At 64.9% G+C, this 18,347-nt stretch carries 15 protein-coding genes; 8 read left to right on the top strand and 7 right to left on the bottom strand.

The features are described 5' to 3' along the window. Positions 1 to 5: 5 nt before the first annotated feature. Both ACZ5R1_RS04280 and ACZ5R1_RS04275 read right to left on the bottom strand, forming a co-directional pair. On the bottom strand, positions 6 to 1,364 hold the full coding sequence (locus tag ACZ5R1_RS04280) for a glutamine synthetase family protein (RefSeq protein ID WP_027600160.1): 1,359 nt from the start codon (positions 1,362 to 1,364) through the stop codon (positions 6 to 8). Positions 1,365 to 1,398: 34 nt separating this feature from the next. Then, entirely contained in the window at positions 1,399 to 2,148 is a 750-nt protein-coding gene (locus ACZ5R1_RS04275; RefSeq protein ID WP_288504707.1) for a gamma-glutamyl-gamma-aminobutyrate hydrolase family protein, read from the bottom strand. 406 nt (positions 2,149 to 2,554) lie between these two features. Between ACZ5R1_RS04275 and ACZ5R1_RS04270 the strand changes: the two genes are divergently transcribed. After that, positions 2,555 to 3,931, top strand: coding sequence for a glutamine synthetase family protein (locus ACZ5R1_RS04270; RefSeq protein ID WP_007160769.1), 1,377 nt, complete (start codon positions 2,555 to 2,557; stop codon positions 3,929 to 3,931). Positions 3,932 to 4,072: 141 nt separating this feature from the next. Then, positions 4,073 to 5,170 (top strand): agmatine deiminase, encoded by a 1,098-nt coding sequence (aguA, locus tag ACZ5R1_RS04265; RefSeq protein ID WP_144947887.1) that lies wholly within the window; start codon positions 4,073 to 4,075, stop codon positions 5,168 to 5,170. Positions 5,171 to 5,230: 60 nt separating this feature from the next. Here aguA and ACZ5R1_RS04260 read toward each other — a convergent pair whose 3' ends face one another. The 3 genes from ACZ5R1_RS04260 to desA form a co-directional block, all read right to left on the bottom strand. Then, the gene (locus ACZ5R1_RS04260) at positions 5,231 to 6,607 is read right to left on the bottom strand and encodes an OprD family porin (RefSeq protein ID WP_027600872.1); all 1,377 of its coding nucleotides are present in this window, start codon (positions 6,605 to 6,607) and stop codon (positions 5,231 to 5,233) included. A 775-nt stretch (positions 6,608 to 7,382) separates the two neighbouring features. After that, positions 7,383 to 8,360 (bottom strand): GGDEF domain-containing protein, encoded by a 978-nt coding sequence (locus ACZ5R1_RS04255; protein WP_027600156.1) that lies wholly within the window; start codon positions 8,358 to 8,360, stop codon positions 7,383 to 7,385. Between the two features lie 113 nt (positions 8,361 to 8,473). Next, positions 8,474 to 9,667, bottom strand: coding sequence for a delta-9 fatty acid desaturase DesA (desA, locus tag ACZ5R1_RS04250; protein WP_027600155.1), 1,194 nt, complete (start codon positions 9,665 to 9,667; stop codon positions 8,474 to 8,476). A 250-nt stretch (positions 9,668 to 9,917) separates the two neighbouring features. On the opposite strand from desA, the gene oscA reads away from it, so the two are divergent. The 6 genes from oscA to ACZ5R1_RS04220 all read left to right on the top strand — a co-directional run bounded on the left by oscA (position 9,918) and on the right by ACZ5R1_RS04220 (position 15,646). Next, on the top strand, positions 9,918 to 10,103 hold the full coding sequence (gene oscA / locus ACZ5R1_RS04245) for a sulfur starvation response protein OscA (protein WP_027600154.1): 186 nt from the start codon (positions 9,918 to 9,920) through the stop codon (positions 10,101 to 10,103). 77 nt (positions 10,104 to 10,180) lie between these two features. Further along, complete coding sequence (locus ACZ5R1_RS04240; protein WP_288434952.1) at positions 10,181 to 11,182, top strand: sulfate ABC transporter substrate-binding protein; 1,002 nt, start codon at positions 10,181 to 10,183, stop codon at positions 11,180 to 11,182. A gap of 106 nt (positions 11,183 to 11,288) precedes the next feature. Next, on the top strand, positions 11,289 to 12,101 hold the full coding sequence (gene cysT, locus ACZ5R1_RS04235; RefSeq protein WP_027600152.1) for a sulfate ABC transporter permease subunit CysT: 813 nt from the start codon (positions 11,289 to 11,291) through the stop codon (positions 12,099 to 12,101). Between the two features lie 10 nt (positions 12,102 to 12,111). Beyond that, the gene (gene cysW, locus ACZ5R1_RS04230) at positions 12,112 to 12,978 is read left to right on the top strand and encodes a sulfate ABC transporter permease subunit CysW (RefSeq protein WP_027600151.1); all 867 of its coding nucleotides are present in this window, start codon (positions 12,112 to 12,114) and stop codon (positions 12,976 to 12,978) included. Positions 12,979 to 12,984: 6 nt separating this feature from the next. Continuing rightward, positions 12,985 to 13,953, top strand: coding sequence for a sulfate/molybdate ABC transporter ATP-binding protein (locus tag ACZ5R1_RS04225; protein WP_027600150.1), 969 nt, complete (start codon positions 12,985 to 12,987; stop codon positions 13,951 to 13,953). 142 nt (positions 13,954 to 14,095) lie between these two features. Then, on the top strand, positions 14,096 to 15,646 hold the full coding sequence (locus ACZ5R1_RS04220) for a methyl-accepting chemotaxis protein (RefSeq protein ID WP_169854801.1): 1,551 nt from the start codon (positions 14,096 to 14,098) through the stop codon (positions 15,644 to 15,646). On the opposite strand, the gene ACZ5R1_RS04215 is transcribed toward ACZ5R1_RS04220, so the two are convergent. Both ACZ5R1_RS04215 and gabT read right to left on the bottom strand, forming a co-directional pair. Then, positions 15,643 to 16,839, bottom strand: coding sequence for an HDOD domain-containing protein (locus tag ACZ5R1_RS04215; RefSeq protein ID WP_288472516.1), 1,197 nt, complete (start codon positions 16,837 to 16,839; stop codon positions 15,643 to 15,645). The genes ACZ5R1_RS04220 and ACZ5R1_RS04215 overlap by 4 nt on opposite strands. 113 nt (positions 16,840 to 16,952) lie before the next feature. Beyond that, the gene (gene gabT, locus ACZ5R1_RS04210) at positions 16,953 to 18,233 is read right to left on the bottom strand and encodes a 4-aminobutyrate--2-oxoglutarate transaminase (protein ID WP_027600147.1); all 1,281 of its coding nucleotides are present in this window, start codon (positions 18,231 to 18,233) and stop codon (positions 16,953 to 16,955) included. Between the last annotated feature and the right edge of the window lie 114 nt (positions 18,234 to 18,347).

Raw genomic sequence — 18,347 nt, 5'->3', positions numbered from 1 at the left:
CGCGGTCAGACGCTGAGCAGCAGGAACTCCCGCTCCCAGGAACTGATCACGCGCTTGTAGTTCTCGTGTTCGGCGCGCTTCACCGCGACATAGCCGCGGGTGAAGCGACTCCCCAGATAGCGTTCCAGGGTGGCCGACTGCTCCATGCGCTCCAGGGCGGCTTCCAGGGTCAGCGGCAGGCGCAGGTTGCGACGTTCGTAGCCACGCCCCTGCACCGGCGCGCTGGGCGAGACGTTCTCGATCATGCCCAGATAGCCGCACAGCAGGCTGGCCGCCAGGGCCAGGTAGGGGTTGGCATCGGCGCCCGCCAGGCGATTCTCCACCCGGCGATTCTGCGGATCGGAATCCGGCACCCGCAGGCCCACGGTACGGTTCTCCTCGCCCCACTCCACGTTGACCGGCGCCGAGGTGTCGGGCAGGAAGCGGCGGAAGGAATTCACGTTTGGGGCGAACAGCGGCAGCGCCTCGGGAATGTACTTCTGCAGACCACCGATGTGGTGCAGGAAGAGTTCGCTCATGCTGCCATCGGGGTTGGAAAACACCGTCTTGCCGGTCTTGAGATCCACCACGCTCTGGTGCAGGTGCATGGCACTGCCGGGCTCGCCGGTCATGGGCTTGGCCATGAAGGTGGCGGTGACGTTATGCTTGAGCGCCGCCTCGCGCAGGGTGCGCTTGAAGACGAAGATCTGGTCGGCCAGGTGCAGCGGATCGCCATGGCGGAAGTTGATCTCCATCTGTGCGGTGCCTTCCTCGTGGATCAGGGTATCCAGATCCAGTTCCTGGGCCTCGCACCAGTCGTACATGTCTTCGAACAGCGGATCGAATTCGTTGGCGGCATCGATGGAAAAGGACTGGCGCCCGGTTTCCTGGCGCCCGGAGCGGCCTACCGGCGGCTGCAGCGGATAGTCGGGGTCGTCGCTGCGCTTGGTCAGGTAGAACTCCATTTCCGGTGCGACGATGGGCTGCCAGCCATGCTCGGCATAGAGCTTGAGCACCTTCTTGAGCAGGTTGCGCGGCGACAGCTCGATGGGGATGCCGCGCTTGTCGTAGGTGTCGTGGATCACCAGGGCGGTGGGCTCCAGTGCCCAGGGCACCAGGAACACCGCGCGATCGTCCGGGCGACAGTGCATATCGATGTCGGCCGGGTCGAGCAGTTCGTAGTAGATGTCGTCGTCGACATAGTCCCCGGTCACGCTCTGCAGGAGCACGCTCTCCGGCAGGCGCATGCCCTTTTCGTTGAGAAACTTGGCAGTGGGGGAAATCTTGCCGCGGGCGATGCCGGTCAGGTCGGCGACCAGGCATTCCACTTCGGTGATCTTGCGTTCTTTCAACCAGGCGGTGAGCCGGTCAAGCGGGGTGCTCATAAAGACCTCGAAGGTTCGAGCGGGGTGAACAGCATCAGCGCTCGGCAGCGCGCGCCTTGCAGGCCTTGCCGAACGCCTCGAATAAGGCGAGATAGACCGGGTGACTGCGCACCTTCCATTCCGGGTGCCACTGCACGCCGCAGGCGAAGGCGCGGGCCTCGCGGACCGAGACGGCTTCGATCAGGCCGTCGGGGGCCAGCGCCTCGGCGCGCAATCCTGGCGCCAGGCGGTCGATGCCCTGGCCATGGATGGAATTCACCTCGAAGCGCGCCGGCAGGCCGAGGGCCTCGAACAGGCCGCCCGGCTGGACCTCGACCGGATGGTGCAGGCCATAGTGCTCCTCCAGGGTCTCGCCGCGTTCGCGGTGGTCCATGAGGGAACCGACCTCGTGCACCTTCTGGTGCAGGCTGCCGCCAAAGGCCACGTTCATTTCCTGGAAGCCACGGCAGATGCCCAGCACCGGCACGCCTGCCGCCACGGCGGCGCGCAACAGCGGCAGGGTCACGGCATCGCGGGCCGCGTCATGCGGGGTGCCGGGCTCGCTGGGCGCACCCTGGTAGTGATGGGGCTCGACATTGGAGGGCGAACCGGTGAACAGCAGACCGTCCAGGCGCTCGAGCAGGGCGTCGGTGGCGATGAGGTCGGCCAGGGCCGGGATCACCAGCGGCATGCCCGCGGCCCCCTCCACCACCGCGCGCAGATACTTGTCGCCAGCGATGTGAAAGGGATGCAGGCCTAGTTGCCTGGTACAGGCTGTGACACCTATGAGGGGCAGCGCGGACATGGGGCACCGGGTTGAACAGGAATCATCCGAGCCTAGTCTTGTTCGTTATTTTTCACAACCACCGGCAAAAAGTTTCGAGATTCTGCACAGAAGCGGCTAAACAGAGGCGTTTCAGCCCGACTAAATGCGCCAAAAACAGGCGCCTGCGCACCACCTCCGAGCAGGGTTGCCTCCAGTTGACTTTGGTCCGCCTTTCGGATTGACTCCAGGGTGGTAACTCCGCTGATTGATATTTTTAACAGGGGCGCTGACAAAGCGTCGGAGCGCAGGCGAGACCGTACTCTCAGGTCGCTGTCGGATCGACAGCGGGCACTCGTGCCCTCACTGCGGTTGGCCCACTGGGCAAACAGGCGCATCAGGCGCTAACCGTTTTGTCGAGCGCAGCCAAAAGCAAAGGTGTTTCATCATGTCGGTACCCCCGCGTGCCGTTCGTTTGGATGAAGCGACCGACTTCCTCAGGGAGCACCCTGAGGTCCAGTTCGTCGATCTTCTGATTGCGGATATGAATGGCGTGGTGCGTGGCAAACGCATCGAGCGCAACAATCTGCCCAAAGTCTTCGAGAAAGGAATCAACCTCCCCGCTTCGCTGTTCGCCCTCGACATCACCGGCTCCACCGTCGAAAGCACCGGTCTCGGCCTCGACATCGGCGACGCCGACCGCGTCTGCTTCCCCATCACCGACACCCTCTCCATGGAGCCCTGGCAGAAGCGCCCCACCGCGCAGCTGCTGATGACCATGCACGAGATGGAAGGCGAGCCCTTCTTCGCCGACCCCCGCGAGGTCCTGCGCCAGGTCGTCCAGCGTTTCGACGAGCTCGGCCTCACGGTCTGCGCCGCCTTCGAGCTGGAGTTCTATCTGATCGATCAGGAGAACATCAACGGCCGCCCGCAACCGCCGCGTTCGCCCATTTCCGGCAAGCGCCCCCAGTCGGTCCAGGTCTACTCCATGGACGATCTGGACGAATACGCGGACTGCCTGCAGGACATCATCGACGGCGCCCGCGCCCAGGGCATTCCGGCCGACGCCATCGTCGCCGAATCGGCTCCGGCGCAATTCGAGGTCAACCTCAACCACGTCGCCGATCCGATCAAGGCCTGCGACTACGCCGTGCTGCTCAAGCGCCTGATCAAGAACGTCGCCTACGACCATGAGATGGATACCACCTTCATGGCCAAGCCCTACCCGGGCCAGGCGGGCAACGGCCTGCACGTGCATATCTCCCTGCTGGACAAGGAAGGCCGCAACATCTTTGCCGGCGAGGATCCCGAGCAGAACGCCGCATTGCGTCATGCCATCGGCGGTGTGCTCGAGACCCTACCCGCCTGCATGGCCTTCCTCTGCCCCAACGTGAACAGCTATCGCCGCTTCGGCTCGCAGTTCTTCGTGCCCAATGCGCCGAGCTGGGGCCTGGACAACCGTACCACCGCCCTGCGCGTCCCCACCGGCACGCCCGAGGCGCACCGCATCGAGCATCGGGTGGCCGGCGCCGACGCCAACCCCTACCTGCTGCTGGCCGGCGTCCTGGCTGGCGTGCACCATGGCCTGACCCGGCAGATCGAGCCCGGTCCGGTCACCGAGGGCAACTCCTACGAGCAGCACGAGCAGAGCCTGCCGAACAACCTGCGCGATGCCCTGCGCTACTTGGACGACAGCTCGGTGATGGCGGAGTACATCGATCCGAAGTACATCGACATCTTCGTCGCCTGCAAGGAACACGAGTTGGAGGAGTTCGAGCACTCCATCTCCGACCTCGAGTACAACTGGTACCTGCACACCGTGTAAGCGCCAGCCTGCCGACCGGTCCCGCACCGGTCGGCAGCTGTTCTGCATGACCTCTGGCGCCCTGCGCGTGTTCGCGCCCGCGGCGCCCTTTCGATCCTTTCCCTTATCAGCCCACGACGACTCTGGACGGAGAGCCTCGCCATGACCACCCTCACCACGCCGCGTGCCGACGGCTTCCACATGCCCGCCGAATGGGCCGACCAGCGCCAGATCTGGATGGTCTGGCCCGAGCGCCCGGACAACTGGCGCCTGGGCGGCAAACCCGCCCAGGCCGCCTTCACTGCCGTCGCCCAGGCCATCGCCCGTTTCGAGCCGGTCACCGTCGGCGCCTCGGCGCAGCAATACGAGAATGCCCGTGCTCGCCTGCAACATCCGCATATCCGCGTGGTGGAAATCAGCAATGACGACGCCTGGTGTCGTGACACCGGCCCGACCTTCGTCAGCGATGGCCAGGGCGGCGTGCGCGGGGTGGACTGGAGCTTCAACGCCTGGGGTGGCCTGGATGGCGGCCTCTATTTCCCCTGGCAGCGCGATGACCAGGTGGCGGGCAAAATCCTGGCGATCGAGAACCTACCGGGCTACCGCACCCCGGACTTCGTCCTCGAAGGCGGCTCCATCCATGTCGATGGCGAAGGCACCCTGATCACCACCGAGGAATGCCTGCTCAACGCCAATCGCAATCCGCACCTGGATCGCGAGACGATCGAGCGCTACCTGAGCGACTACCTGGCGGTGGACAAGGTCATCTGGCTGCCCCATGGTCTCTACAACGACGAGACCAACGGCCACGTGGACAATTTCTGCTGCTACGTGCGCCCGGGCGAGGTGCTGCTGAGCTGGTGCGACGACCAGGCCGATCCCAACTACAGCCGCTGCCGCGAGGCCCTGGCCGTACTGGAACGCGAAACCGATGCCCGCGGCCGCACCTTCAAGGTGCATCGGATCGTTACCCCGGGCCCGCTGTTCGCCAGCGAAGAGGAATGCCGGGACGTGGATGCCTGCCTTGGCACCCAGCCACGCCGGGCCGGCGAGCGGCTGGCCGCGTCCTACGTCAACTTCCTGATCGTCAACGGCGGCATCATCGCCCCGACCTTTGGCGTCCCCGAGGATGCCGAGGCCCTTCGCACCCTGCAGGCCTGCTTCCCGGAGCACGAGGTGGTGCAGGTTCCCGGCCGCGAGATCCTGCTCGGCGGTGGCAACATCCACTGCATCACCCAGCAGCAGCCGACCGGTCGCTGATTTCCGGCGGAAACGAAAAAGCCCGTCTCGCGACGGGCTTTTTCTTGACCTGAGCGCGGCTTAGAGCAGCGGCAGGGTGTAGCTGACGATCAGACGGTTTTCGTCAACGTCACGCTGGCCCGGTACACCGGCTTGAGAAACGGCCGGCAGGTCGGAACGCAGCATGGCGTTACGCCAGGTGAAGCCCAGACCTTTCAGCTGGCCTTCTGGGATGACGTAGCTGACGGTCAGGTCGCGTTCCCATTCCATGGCGTCGCCAGTACGGGTACGGATGTTGTCACCGCGCTGATAGATGACGCCAGCGGTCAGACCCTTGACGCCCAGCTGAGCGAAGTCATAAGAGTAGCGAGCCTGCCAGGTGTCTTCGCCGGAACGGGTGAAGTTGTTGATCTGAATATCGGTGATGGCATAGGTCGAAGCGCCACCGTTCTCGTTCAGGTAGGGGAAGGCGCTGTTGCCGTTGCTGCCCTGATAACCCAGACCAAAGGTGTGGCCGTAGATCGAGTAGGTGAACAGGCCGCTGTAGAGGCGGTTGTCGATCTCGCCAGTGGTACGGGTACCACCGTAGTAGCCGCTGGACACGTAGAGGCCGGTGCTGTCGGCCTTGCGGTTTTCGCCCTGGCTGTTGCTATCGAAATAGCGCAAGTCGGTCTTGAAGGTACCGTCGCCCAGCTTGACGCTGTGCACCAGACCCAGGAAGTGCTGGTTGTAGAAGTCTTCCAGCTGACCGAAGTAGTACTGCAGGGTCAGGTCTTTGGTGACCTTGTAGTCGGCACCGACGAAGCGGAAATGATCGCTGTTGCGACGCAGGGCGGCATTCGCGGCACCGTTGGAACCGGCGATGGACAGATCGTCTTCGTCGGTGGAGTTACGGTTCTTGGCACGCTCGAGCTGGCCGGCGGTCAGGGTCACGTTCTTGATGTCCTTGGACGTGACTTGAGCACCTTGGAAGGTCTGCGGCAGCAGGCGACCGTCGTTGGAGACCACGACCGGCAGCTTCGGCATCAGGGTGCCGTAGCGGAACTCGGTTTCGGAGATCTTCATCTTGGCAGTAGCGCCGACATTGGAGAACTCGTCAACGGCGCTGTTATCGGTATCACGCGGGAACATGGTGCCGTTCTGCACGCTGCCACCGCTGGCGCCGTTGGCCTTGCCACCGCTGTCCAGACGCAGACCCAGCATGCCGATTGCATCAACACCGAAACCGACGGTGCCCTGGGTGAAGCCGGACTGATAGTTAAGCAGGAACCCCTGACCCCAATCCATCACGCGGGAAGGATTGGCAGTACCGTTGCGGTTGTCTGTGTTGATGTAGAAGTTACGCAGACTGAGGGTGGCTTTGCTGTCTTCGACGAAGCCGGCAGCGTGGGCAGCGGCGATGACGGACAGGTTCAGACAGGCCGCGGAGACCGCGACCACCAGTGGCTTCTTGACCATGTGTGCTCCAGGGGTGAATCGTTGTTATGCGGCCACCAGAGGTGTCAGCGCCTGCTGGTGGTATGCCCGACGGGCCGTGCGGAAGGGAAAGCTAGAGGGCTTTTGTTTCAATTTGGAGAATTATCCCGGGCCTGGTCGACTTTTAAGTTGCGACCTCCAGCACAGGGTCCCTGCCACCGTCTTCCACGTTGCGAAAGCTAATTGCAAAAAAGCATTTCGTCTAGCGATACCTGGTTGAAAACCCGCCCTGTGGTCTTCCGCTCTGACTGTTCGGTCATGACCCGAGGGAACCTGCGCTGCCCACCCCCTGGGAAAGGTTTGCCTTTTGCTGGGAAACCAGCCCTCCCAACCCAGCGCCGTGACGCTCTAGAGCGGGCGTTTCGAGGGATATTCGGCAACCTTCCAGCCAGCTACTTTTGCCCCGCGAGCCCTGAATTCAAATGAATTTCCGTTCTTCTTCAAGGACTTGTAATTTTTTGCGACTGACCTGCCAGCCGATTTCCGCAGCAGTCGAGCGCTTTCGTTGCTAACTGGGCGCCACCTGCCTTGCAACAAAAGTCTTTCCAATCGGCGCGGTGACCCTTTTCAGGCTGCAGGCCAGGCGATGGCGGCACACTGAAGCGAAAGATCGGCGAATGAAGGAGACGATGGCGTGAACTTTGGAGAGGCCGGGCAGCCGCCCGGCTGGTAGGACAGCGGGGACGCGACGCGCGCAGCCGGCTGAATCGGCGGCCAGGCCATCCGGGATGTCGCCGGGCCGCCTGGCAGAGGGACTTCAGCCCTGGACGATCTGATCCTTGCCCTGGCGCTTGGCCCGGTACATGGCTTCGTCAGCCCGGACATAAAGGGTGTCGAGGGACTCATCGCCCTCGCGCAGGACGGTGACGCCCTGACTGATGGTGACCTTCAGCGGCCCCTCGGCAGTGGGCACCGCCAGTTGCCGCACGGCCCGTTGCAGGCGTCCGCCGATCTGCAGTGCCAGGTCGCTGTCGCAACCCGGCAGCAGCAGGGCGAATTCCTCGCCCCCGATACGGCCGAACAGATCGCCCCGGCGCGTGGTCTGGGCACCGCATTCGGCAACACGCTGTAACACTTGATCACCCATCTGGTGACCGAAGCGATCGTTGATCTTCTTGAAGTCGTCTATGTCGAGCAGCAGGAAGGCCAGGGGCTCGCCTTCGTTCTGGGCGAATTCGAAGGCGCGCTGGGCACTTTCGAAGAAATGCCTGCGATTGCTGCTGCGCGTCAGCACATCGGTAGTGGCGAGCCGCTGCAGCTCTTCCTCCATGCGCTTCTTGTCGGTGATGTCTTCGGCGATGCCCACCACCAGCAGGGGCATGCCGGCTTCGCTGCGCTGGCTGACAAAGCACTTGTCGCTGAGCCAGCGGATCTCGCCGTCGGCGCGGATGATGCGGTACTCGCGCGACTCCACGGCGCCCTGCTCGATCACCTGTTCCAGGGTGCGCTGAGCGTATTCCAGGTCATCGGGATAGATGTTGTTGAGCCAGGTGCTGTAGTCGCTCAGGACCAGCGATTGGGAGCGACCAAAGATCTGTGCGTAGGCGGGGCTGACATAGATGATCTGGCGGTTGCGCCAATCCAGCGCCCAGAGTACGGCGTTGACGCTTTCCAGCAGGGCGCTGAAGAGCTGCTCACGATCACGCAGGCGATCTGCCTCGGCCCGCGAGTGCAGGAGAGCCAGAAGATTCTCTTCCGGGGTGGGAAGAGCAGACAGTGGGGGTTGTTCATCCATATACAAATGCGCCTACGCGGGGTCCTGAGGGAGTTAGAGACAGCTGAAACCAGCCTGGTTCAATCCCCGCATAGGGCAGCCCACCGCTTCGGTGGGCTTTTGTGAAGCCTTTCTCAGGCGGTTCCGGCCGGCCGCAGGGAATAGGTTTTCAGCTGTTCGGCGAATTCTCGCAGGGACTGGATACCGCTGGCTTCGGCCTCGCCGATCCACTGCCGGGTCGCCGCCAGCATGTCATGGCCATTGGCACTCGTCCGGGCCCAGATCTGCTGCAGCGCCAGGCGCTTTTCGTAGATCAGCTTCAGCGCCTGGCTGTGTTCGAGCAGCTCGTCGATGCGCACCTGATGGCGGGCCTTGAGCAGGCTGGTCTCGCGGGCCAGCAGCCCCCTGGCACGGCGGAACAGCGGACGCTGGGAGGGCGTGGCGCTGACCCGCTCCTGCCGCAGCAGCGGGCCGATCACCTGCTTGCGATACTGGGCCATGATCTGGAAGCGGTTGTTGAGGATGGCCATGGCGGTGTCCATGTCCAGCTGCCCCTTGCCTTCGATGCGATGGGCGATGGGGGCGACGCGATTGACCTTGGCCAGGCGCAGCCAGGTGAACAGCTTGATCCAGGCCCAGCCCATGTCGAATTCCCAGCGCTTGACCGACAGCTTGGCCGAGTTGGGATAGGTGTGGTGATTGTTGTGCAGCTCTTCGCCACCGATCACGATGCCCCAGGGGATGAGGTTGGTGGCAGCGTCGCGGCATTCGAAGTTGCGATAGCCCACGGCATGGCCGAGGCCATTGACCACGCCCGCGGCCCAGAAGGGAATCCAGACCATCTGCACCGCCCAGACGGTGAGACCCAGGGCGCCGAACAGGGCGATGTCGATCAGCAGCATCAGCACCACGCCCATATTGCGGGTGCGCGGATTGGAATAGAGCTTGCGCTCGATCCAGTCGTCCGGACAGTTCTTGCCATAGATGCGCAGGGTATCGGCGTTGTTGGCCTCGGCCTTGTACAGCTCGGCGCCGCGGCGGACCACGGTGGCCAGGCCCTTGTGCACCGGACTGTGCGGGTCCTCTTCGGTTTCGCACTTGGCGTGGTGCTTGCGGTGGATGGCGGTCCACTCGCGGGTGTTCATTGCCGTGGTCAGCCACAGCCAGAAGCGGAAGGCGTGCTTGAGCGCGGGATGCAGCTCCAGCGAGCGGTGGGCGGAGTAGCGATGCAGGTAGACGGTGACACTGACAATGGTCAGGTGGGTCAGCAGCAGGGTGACCACCACCAGTTGCCAGACCGACAGGTCGAGCAGGCCGTTGTAGCTCATGGACGCAGAGGACCTCGCGCGAGTTGTGTAGTGCAACTGTCACGGAAAGTTCAGTGAACAGGCGTTCGCGCATTATTGCCGGGGCGGGCGATAAATCCAGCCCTCCCTTTTGCTACACAACGTGTCCTTCACAGACTGCTAATTCTAAAAGTGAATAAACAAAGCATTATTAGCAATTTTAAGAAATAAAGATCGGCATTCTAAGATGGCCCACCTCTTCGCCCATCTCTGCCTCCGAGGACGCCATCCCATGAGCTCCGTTCCGTTCCGCAGCCTGGAAAACCAGGACGAAACCGCACTGCTCCGCGATATCCAGCAGGCTTTGCGCGGACTCAGGTTCGGCGCCATCGAGATCACCGTGCACAACGGGCAGGTGGTACAGATCGAGCGCAAGGAAAAATTCCGGCCCCAGAGCGGCCACACCAACAAGCACTGAGTTCTCGAGGTCAGCGGACGAGCGGGCAAGGTGCCCGCCAGACGGTGTCCGGCATTCTCACGTCAAGGAGCCTTTTCATGTCGATTCGCCGTTTCGCCCTGGCCGCGCTGGCCGGTGCCCTGTTCGCCACCCAGGTCCACGCCGTTGAATTGCTCAACGTGTCCTACGATCCGACCCGCGAGCTCTACCAGCAGTACAACGCCGCCTTCGCCAAGCACTGGAAGGCCGAGACCGGCGAAGACGTGACCATCAAGAATTCCCATGGCGGCTCCGGCAAGCAGGCGCGCTCGGTGATCGATGGCCTGCAGGCGGATGTGGTGACCCTGGCGCTATCCGGCGATATCGATGCCCTCAACCTGCGCCAGCAGCTGGTCGACCCCAACTGGCAGAAGCGGCTGGCGGACAACAGCACCCCCTACACCTCGACCATCGTCTTCCTGGTGCGCAAGGGTAATCCCAAGGGCATCAAGGACTGGGACGACCTGGTGAAGAAGGACGTCCAGGTCATCACCCCCAATCCCAAGACCTCCGGCGGCGCCCGCTGGAACTTCCTCGCCGCCTGGGCCTATGCCAAGGCCAAGTACGGCAGCGATGCCGAGGCGCTCAAGTTCGTCACCGAGCTCTATCGCCACGCCCCGGTGCTGGATACCGGCGCACGCGGCGCCACCATCAGCTTCGTGCAGCGTCAGCTGGGCGACGTGCTGATCGCCTGGGAGAACGAAGCCTATCTGTCGCTCAAGGAAGAAGGCGGCGACCAGTTGGAGATCGTCACCCCGTCGCTGTCGATCCTGGCCGAGCCCCCGGTGGCGGTGGTGGACAAGGTGGTCGACAAGAAGGGCACCCGCAAGCAGGCCGAGGCCTATTTGCAGTATCTCTACAGCCCCGAGGGCCAGCGCATCGCCGCGCAGAACTTCTATCGTCCCCGCAATGCCAAGGTGGCGGCGGAATTCAAGGATCAGTTCAAGCCGGTCAAGCTGGTGACCATCGACCAGGAATTCGGCGGCTGGAAAGAGGCGCAGCCCAAGTACTTCGCCGACGGCGGGGTGTTCGACAAGATCTTCGCCGACATCAACAAATAGCGCCCCGGCCGGGACGGCTCACGCTGACCGGCCCGGAACAGGTATCGTTCCACCCCTCTGCGCCCTGGCGAATGCATCGCCGGGGCGCCTTGCAGAAGGACGTCTCATGTCTCGCCGTCTCTCCCCGGTCATACCCGGCTTCGGGTTGACCCTGGGATTTTCCCTGACCTACCTCGCGCTGATCGTGCTGATCCCGCTGGGCGCCATGTTCCTCCACGCCAGCCAGCTGACCCTCGGGCAGTTCTGGTCGCTGATCACCGGGCGCCAGGTGCTGGCCGCCTTGCAGCTGTCCTTTGGCACGGCCCTGCTCGCCGCCTTCGTCAATGGCATCCTCGGCACCCTGCTGGCCTGGGTGCTGGTGCGCTACGAGTTTCCCGGGCGCAAGTTGATCGATGCCATGGTCGATCTGCCCTTCGCTCTGCCCACCGCGGTGGCCGGCATCGCCCTGACGGCCCTCTATGCGCCCAACGGCCTGATCGGTTCGCTGTTTCCCTTCAAGATCGCCTATACCCCGATCGGCATCACCCTGGCGCTGATCTTCGTCACCCTGCCCTTCGTGGTGCGCACCCTGCAGCCGGTGCTGGCGGACATCCCCAAGGAGATCGAGGAAGCCGCCACCTGCCTGGGCGCCCGCCCCTGGCAGGTGTTCCGCTACGTGCTGGTGCCGACCCTGCTGCCGGCCTGGCTGACCGGCTTCGCCCTGGCCTTCGCCCGCGGCGTGGGCGAGTACGGTTCGGTGGTGTTCATCGCCGGCAACATCCCGTTCAAGACCGAGATCCTGCCGCTGCTCATCGTCTCCAAGCTGGACCAGTACGACTACACCGGCGCCACCGGCATCGGCGTGTTCATGCTGCTGGTGTCCTTTGTCATGCTGCTGCTGATCAACATCCTGCAGCGCCGCATCCAGCCCAACATCTAAGGACGTCCGCATGAGCCTCATGACTTCCACCAAGGCCGATGCGCGCGCCAACAAGCAGCGCACCCCGGTGGCCATCGCGCTGATCGCCAGCGCCTGGCTGATCTTCCTGCTGGTCCTAGTGCTGCCGCTGTACATGGTGCTGAGCCAGGGCCTGGCCAACGGCATCGGTGCCTTCTGGGACGCCATCAGCGAACCGGATGCGATCTCGGCGCTCAAGCTGACGCTGTTCGCCACCGCCATCTCGGTACCTCTGAACCTGGCCTTCGGCCTGGCCGCGGCCTGGTGCGTCACCAAGTTCGAATTCACCGGCAAGAGTCTGCTGATCACCCTGATCGACCTGCCCTTCTCGGTCTCGCCGGTGATCGCCGGTCTCATCTATGTGCTGCTGTTCGGCGCCCAGGGGCTGCTGGGCCCCTATCTGCAGAGCGTCGATGTGCAGATCGTCTTTGCCGTCCCGGGCATCGTGCTGGCGACCATCTTCGTCACCTTTCCCTATGTGGCCCGCGAATTGATCCCGCTGATGCAGGAACAGGGCACCCAGGAGGAAGAGGCGGCGCGCCTGCTGGGCGCCAGTGGCTGGCAACTGTTCTGGCACGTGACCCTGCCCAACGTGAAATGGGCGCTGATCTATGGCGTGGTGCTCTGTACCGCCCGGGCCATGGGCGAGTTCGGCGCGGTGTCGGTGGTCTCCGGCCATATCCGCGGCCTGACCAACACCCTGCCGTTGCACATCGAGATTCTCTACAACGAATACAACATCGTCGCCGCCTTCAGCGTGGCGATCCTGCTGCTGATGATGGCCCTGGTGATCCTGCTGCTGCGGCAGTGGAGCGAGAGTCGCCTGAGCCGCCAACTGCAGCACCGTGACGAGGAATAAGGCGCCATGAGTATCGAGATCCAGGGCATCAACAAGAGGTTTGGCGCCTTCCAGGCGCTCAAGGACATCAACCTGCACATCGAGAGTGGCGAGCTGGTCGCCCTGCTCGGCCCCTCTGGCTGCGGCAAGACCACCCTGCTGCGCATCATCGCCGGCCTGGAAGCGCCGGACACCGGCAACATCGGCTTCCATGGCGAAGACGTCTCCGGGCGTGACGTGCGCGATCGCAACGTCGGCTTCGTCTTCCAGCACTACGCGCTGTTCCGCCACATGACGGTGTTCGACAACGTGGCCTTCGGGCTGCGCATGAAGCCGCGCCGCGAGCGGCCGAGCGAGGCGCAGATCGCTAGCAAGGTGCATGAACTGCTGAACATGGTGCAACTCGACTGGCTGGCCGATCGCTACCCGGAGCAACTTTCCGGCGGTCAGCGCCAGCGCATCGCCCTGGCCCGCGCCCTGGCGGTGGAGCCCAAGATCCTGCTGCTCGACGAACCCTTCGGTGCCCTGGATGCCAAGGTGCGCAAGGAGCTGCGGCGCTGGCTGGCACGGCTGCATGAGGAGATCCACCTGACCTCCGTGTTCGTCACCCACGACCAGGAAGAAGCCATGGAGGTGGCCGACCGCATCGTGGTGATGAACAAGGGCCAGATCGAACAGGTCGGCTCGCCCGGCGAGGTCTACGAGCAGCCGGCGAGCGACTTCGTCTATCACTTCCTCGGCGACTCCAACCGCTTGGCCTTGGGCGAGCAGGAAGTGCTGTTCCGTCCGCACGAGGTGGAGCTGGAGCGTGAGCCGCGACCGGGTTACCACGCCGCCGAAGTGCGCGACATCCGGCCGCTGGGCGCCACCACCCGGGTCACCCTGAGGGTGCCGGAGCAGAGCGAGGTGATCGAGGTGGAACTGGTCAAGGACCACCCGGTGCTGGCCGGGCTGCAACGGGGTGCGCCGCTGCATTTCCTGCCGCGTACGCCCTGACCCGCCGCAGGCGGCTAAGACGAAAGTCGTAGCCGCCGGGACCAGACAGCGGTTGCAACCTCCGGAAAGCCGGCTCCATGATCGACGAAGCTGACAGCCGTCACACTTCGTCCTCGATCGAGCAAAATTACAAGGAGGTCGCATGCCCAGGCGCTGGCCCGTCGTGTTGTCGCTTCACCTGGCCAGCCTCGTGGCGGCCTTGCTGCTCTGGCAGGGGCTGGCGCTATCCACCGTTGCTGGCATGGGGCTGGTCCTGATGGCCGCCCTCTGGCCCTGGTTGCTGCTGCGCAAGCCCGAGGCACCACCCGCTTCCACCCAGTCTTTCGATGAACTGACCGGCGATCTCTCGCGCAGCACGGCGCGCAACGCCGTGGCCATCGCCGGCGTGGCCTTTGCCGCCCAGCAGCTAGCGGCTCGGGTCCAGTCCCAGGCCAGCACGGCCGCGCAGATTTCCAGCAGTGCCTCAGCCCTCACCCAGACCGAGCACGACAGCGCCGCCAGCGCCCGCCAGGCCCTGGCGGTGGCGCAGCAGGTGCACCAGCGCAGCGAGGCCGGTCAGGACGCCCTGAGTACGGCGATCGCCGCCATCCGTGCCCTCAGCGAGCACGCCCGCCAGAGCCGCGAACTGATCGCCGGCCTGAGTGCCCGCACCGACAAGATCCAGCAGGTCACCGAGGTCATCCAGGGCATCGCCAGCCAGACCAACCTGCTGGCGCTCAATGCCGCCATCGAGGCCGCCCGGGCCGGCGAGCACGGGCGCGGCTTTGCCGTGGTCGCCGACGAGGTCCGGGGCCTGGCGGCGCGGACCTCCAGCGCGACCGGCGAGGTGGGGCTGATCGTCGCCGACATCAGCCAGCAGACCGACGCCGTGGTGGCGCAGATCCAGCAACTGGCCCAGGCGCTGGAAGACGGCGTGCGCCAGGTCGAACGTACCGGCGAAGGCCTGCAGGAGATCGCCGAGCTGGCGCAGACCGCCGAGCGCCAGGCCGCGGACATCGCCCAGGGCACCTCGGCCAATCTCGCCCAGCTGGAAAGCCTGGCCCAGGCGGTGGAGCAGGTGCACAGCGATCTGGCCGACAGCGAGCGCCAGACCAGCCGGCTCAGCAGCGCCGCCGACGAACTGGTGGACATGGCCGAAGCCAGCAGCGAACGTCTGGCCGAGGTCGGCCTGGACAGCTATCACCAGCGCATCTTCGAACTGGCGCGCCAGGGCGCGGATGCCATCGGCCGGCGCTTCGAGGAAGACCTGGCCGCCGGGCGCATCACCCAGGACGCCCTCTTCGACCGCCAGTACCAGCCGGTGCCCGGCAGTCAGCCGGCCAAGTACCGCACCCGTTTCGACAGCTATACCGATGGCGTGCTACCGGCGATCCAGGAGCCGCTGCTGGACCAGCATCCCGGCCTGGTCTTCGCCATCGCCTGTACCCCGGAAGGCTATGTGCCCACCCACAACCGCGCCTTCGCCCATGCGCCCACCGGCGACGTGGCGGTGGATACCGCGCGCAGTCGCAGCAAGCGCCTGTTCAGCGACCGCACCGGCAAGCGCTGCGGCAGCCATCAGCGCCGCCTGCTGTTGCAGACCTACATGAGAGACACCGGCGAGGTGATGCACGACCTTTCGGTGCCGATCCTGGTGAATGGCCGCCACTGGGGTGGACTGCGCCTGGGCTATCGCCCCGATACCGCGCGCTAGCCTAGCTTGAGCTGGGTGACGGCCAGCTGCCAGACCGCCGCCTCCAGCCCCAGCATGCGCCCGGCCTTGTGCTCCAGCAGGGCTTCGAGGGACTCGCCCGGGGCGGGATTCGCCGCCTGCGCCGCCAAGTGCAGGATGAGCGACGGCTTGGGCAACACGCCCTGCAGGCTGTGCACCGCGGCCACCAGCTCGCGCAACTCCAGGGGCAGTCGCCAGTGCCGCTGCAGTTCCGCGGAGAATTCCAGGCTGTAGCTCAGCAGCGCGCGTTCCAGCGCGGCTTCGTCGATGGCACCACCCCCGTCGCACCAGCGCTGCACGCCCTGCAGCACGGCCAGCTCACCCAGGCGGTGCAGCAGGCCGGCGGTATAGCAGCGTTCGGCATCTTCGCGCACATAGCGCAGCGCCAGCAGCCGGGCGCAATCGGCGGCGCGCTGGGCGAGGTGCAGATAGCCCTCGGCGCGTCCGGCCAACAGCGGCTCGGCCAGGCGGGTTGCCCGCCGCAGGCTCAGGCCCAGGACCAGATTGAGGGTGAAGCCGACGCCCAGCCGCGGCAGGGCCTGGCTGAGTGTCTGGCAGGACTGGCCGACGCGCTGGGAGGCACTGTTGGCCGCGGCGATCAGGGTCGCCGTGACCAGCGGATCCTGGCCGAATTCGGTTTCCAGTTCGCCCAGGCTGCAGCTCTCGCTCTCGCGGCAGCGCTGGATGATGGCGGGCAGGTCGGCGAACAGCGGCACGGCGTCGATTTCGGCGGCCATGCGCTGCAGATGATCGTCCAGGGAGCCCAGGGCCGGGGCACTGGCTGTTTGAGAGGCGTCTCCCGCGGGCGGCAACAGACTGTGCAGGCGGCGCAACACCTCTTCCGCCGCATAGGGTTTGACCAGATAGGCCGTTGGTGCCAGACGCAGGGCGGCGCGCACATAGGCGGCATCGGAATGGTCGGACAGCAGGATCACCGGCTGCAGCGGCTGGGCGCCGCGCTGGCGAATGCGCCGCAACAGGTCGAGGCCGTCGCAGTCGGCCGGTCGCTCGACGATGATCAGGGCGCATCTCTTGCGCTGATCCAGTTCGGCGAGGGCCTGATAGCCATGGCCGTATTCATGCACCAGGGCATCGGCACGCACGGCCAGCACCAGCGACTTGAGCAGGTCACGGGTCCAGGGATTGGCGTCTACGATGAGTATCAGGGGCGGCATCCCAACCCACTCCTGCTTGAGGAAAGCGAAGCGGCGGATGATGCGGCAAAGCGAGGTTTGTGCCAAGCGTGTCACAAAAAAACCGCCCTCCAGGAGGGCGGTTTAGGCAGGACTCAGGCCAATTCGGCAAAACACTCGCCGATAATGGCCAAGCCGCGATCCAGCTCTTCGTCGCTGGCGGTCAGGGGCACCAGGATGCGCAGCACGTTGCCGTAGCTGCCGCAGCTGAGCAGGATCAGGCCCTTCTGACGCGCCCGGACCACGATCTGACTGGTCAGCTCGGCATCGGGCTGCTCAATGTCGCCGCCCTTGCCCAGCTCCATGGCGATCATGGCGCCCAGGCCACGGACGTCGCAGATCTGCGCGTGCTGGGCGGCCAGTTCGCGCAGACCGGCGGTGAGGCGCTCGCCCACGGCCTTGGAGCGATCCAGCAGGTTCTCTTCCTTGAAGGTCTCGATCACCGCCAGGGCTGCGGCGCAGGCGATGGGGCTGCCGGCGTAGGTGCCACCCAGGCCGCCGGGGGTGACGGCATCCATCACCGTGGCGCGACCGGTCACGCCCGACAGCGGGAAGCCGCCGGCGATGGACTTGGCGAAGGTCACCAGGTCGGCGTCGACGCCCATCTGCTCCATGGCGAAGAAGGTGCCGGTCCGGCCAGCGCCGGACTGGACTTCATCGGCGATCAGCAGGATGCCGTGGGTGTCGCACAGGGTGCGCAGGCGCTGCATGAATTCCTTGGGCGCGGCATAGAAGCCGCCCTCGCCCTGCACCGGCTCGAGGATGATGGCGGCGATGTCGCCGGGGGCGGCATCGTTCTTGAAGATGCGCTCGACGCTGGCGATGGCGTCATCGACGCTGATGCCATGCAGTTCGCAGGGGTAAAGCGCGCGATAGACGCCGCCGGGCATCAGGCCCATGCCGGCCGAATAGGGCGCGACCTTGCCGGTCAGCGACAGGGTCATCATGGTGCGACCGTGGTAGGCGCTGGAGAAGGCGATGACGCCGGCACGCTGGGTGGCGGCGCGGGCGATCTTGACCGCGTTCTCCACGGCTTCGGAGCCGGAGTTGAACAGCGCGGTCTTTTTCGGGAAGTTGCCCGGCACCAGTTCGTTGAGCTTTTCGCAGACCTCGACATAGGGCTCGTAGGCCAGCACCTGGAAGCAGGTGTGGGAGACCTTGGTCAGCTGTTCCTGCACGGCCGCCACTACGCGCGGATGCAGGTGGCCGGTGTTGAGCACGGCGATGCCGCCGGCGAAGTCCAGGAACTCGTTGCCCTCGACGTCCCAGACCTTGGCGTTCTCCGCACGGGCGACGAAGATCGGGTGGGTCTGGCCGACGCCACGGGCGACGGCGGCGCTGCGGCGGTGCATCAGGGAATCATTGGTGTGGCTCATTGCAGTCCTCGATGGCCGCTCATCGTGGCGGCCGGCTACGGGAAAGGCGCGGACCGGATTCCGGGCAGCATACGATGATCGACTGCCAACGGCCCGGCGTCCGCGCCGGGGGAA

The organism is Pseudomonas sp. Pso3 (assembly GCF_055393275.1).
Note: the sequence above shows the minus strand (reverse complement) of the source record. Positions and strands in the feature narration are given on the sequence as shown.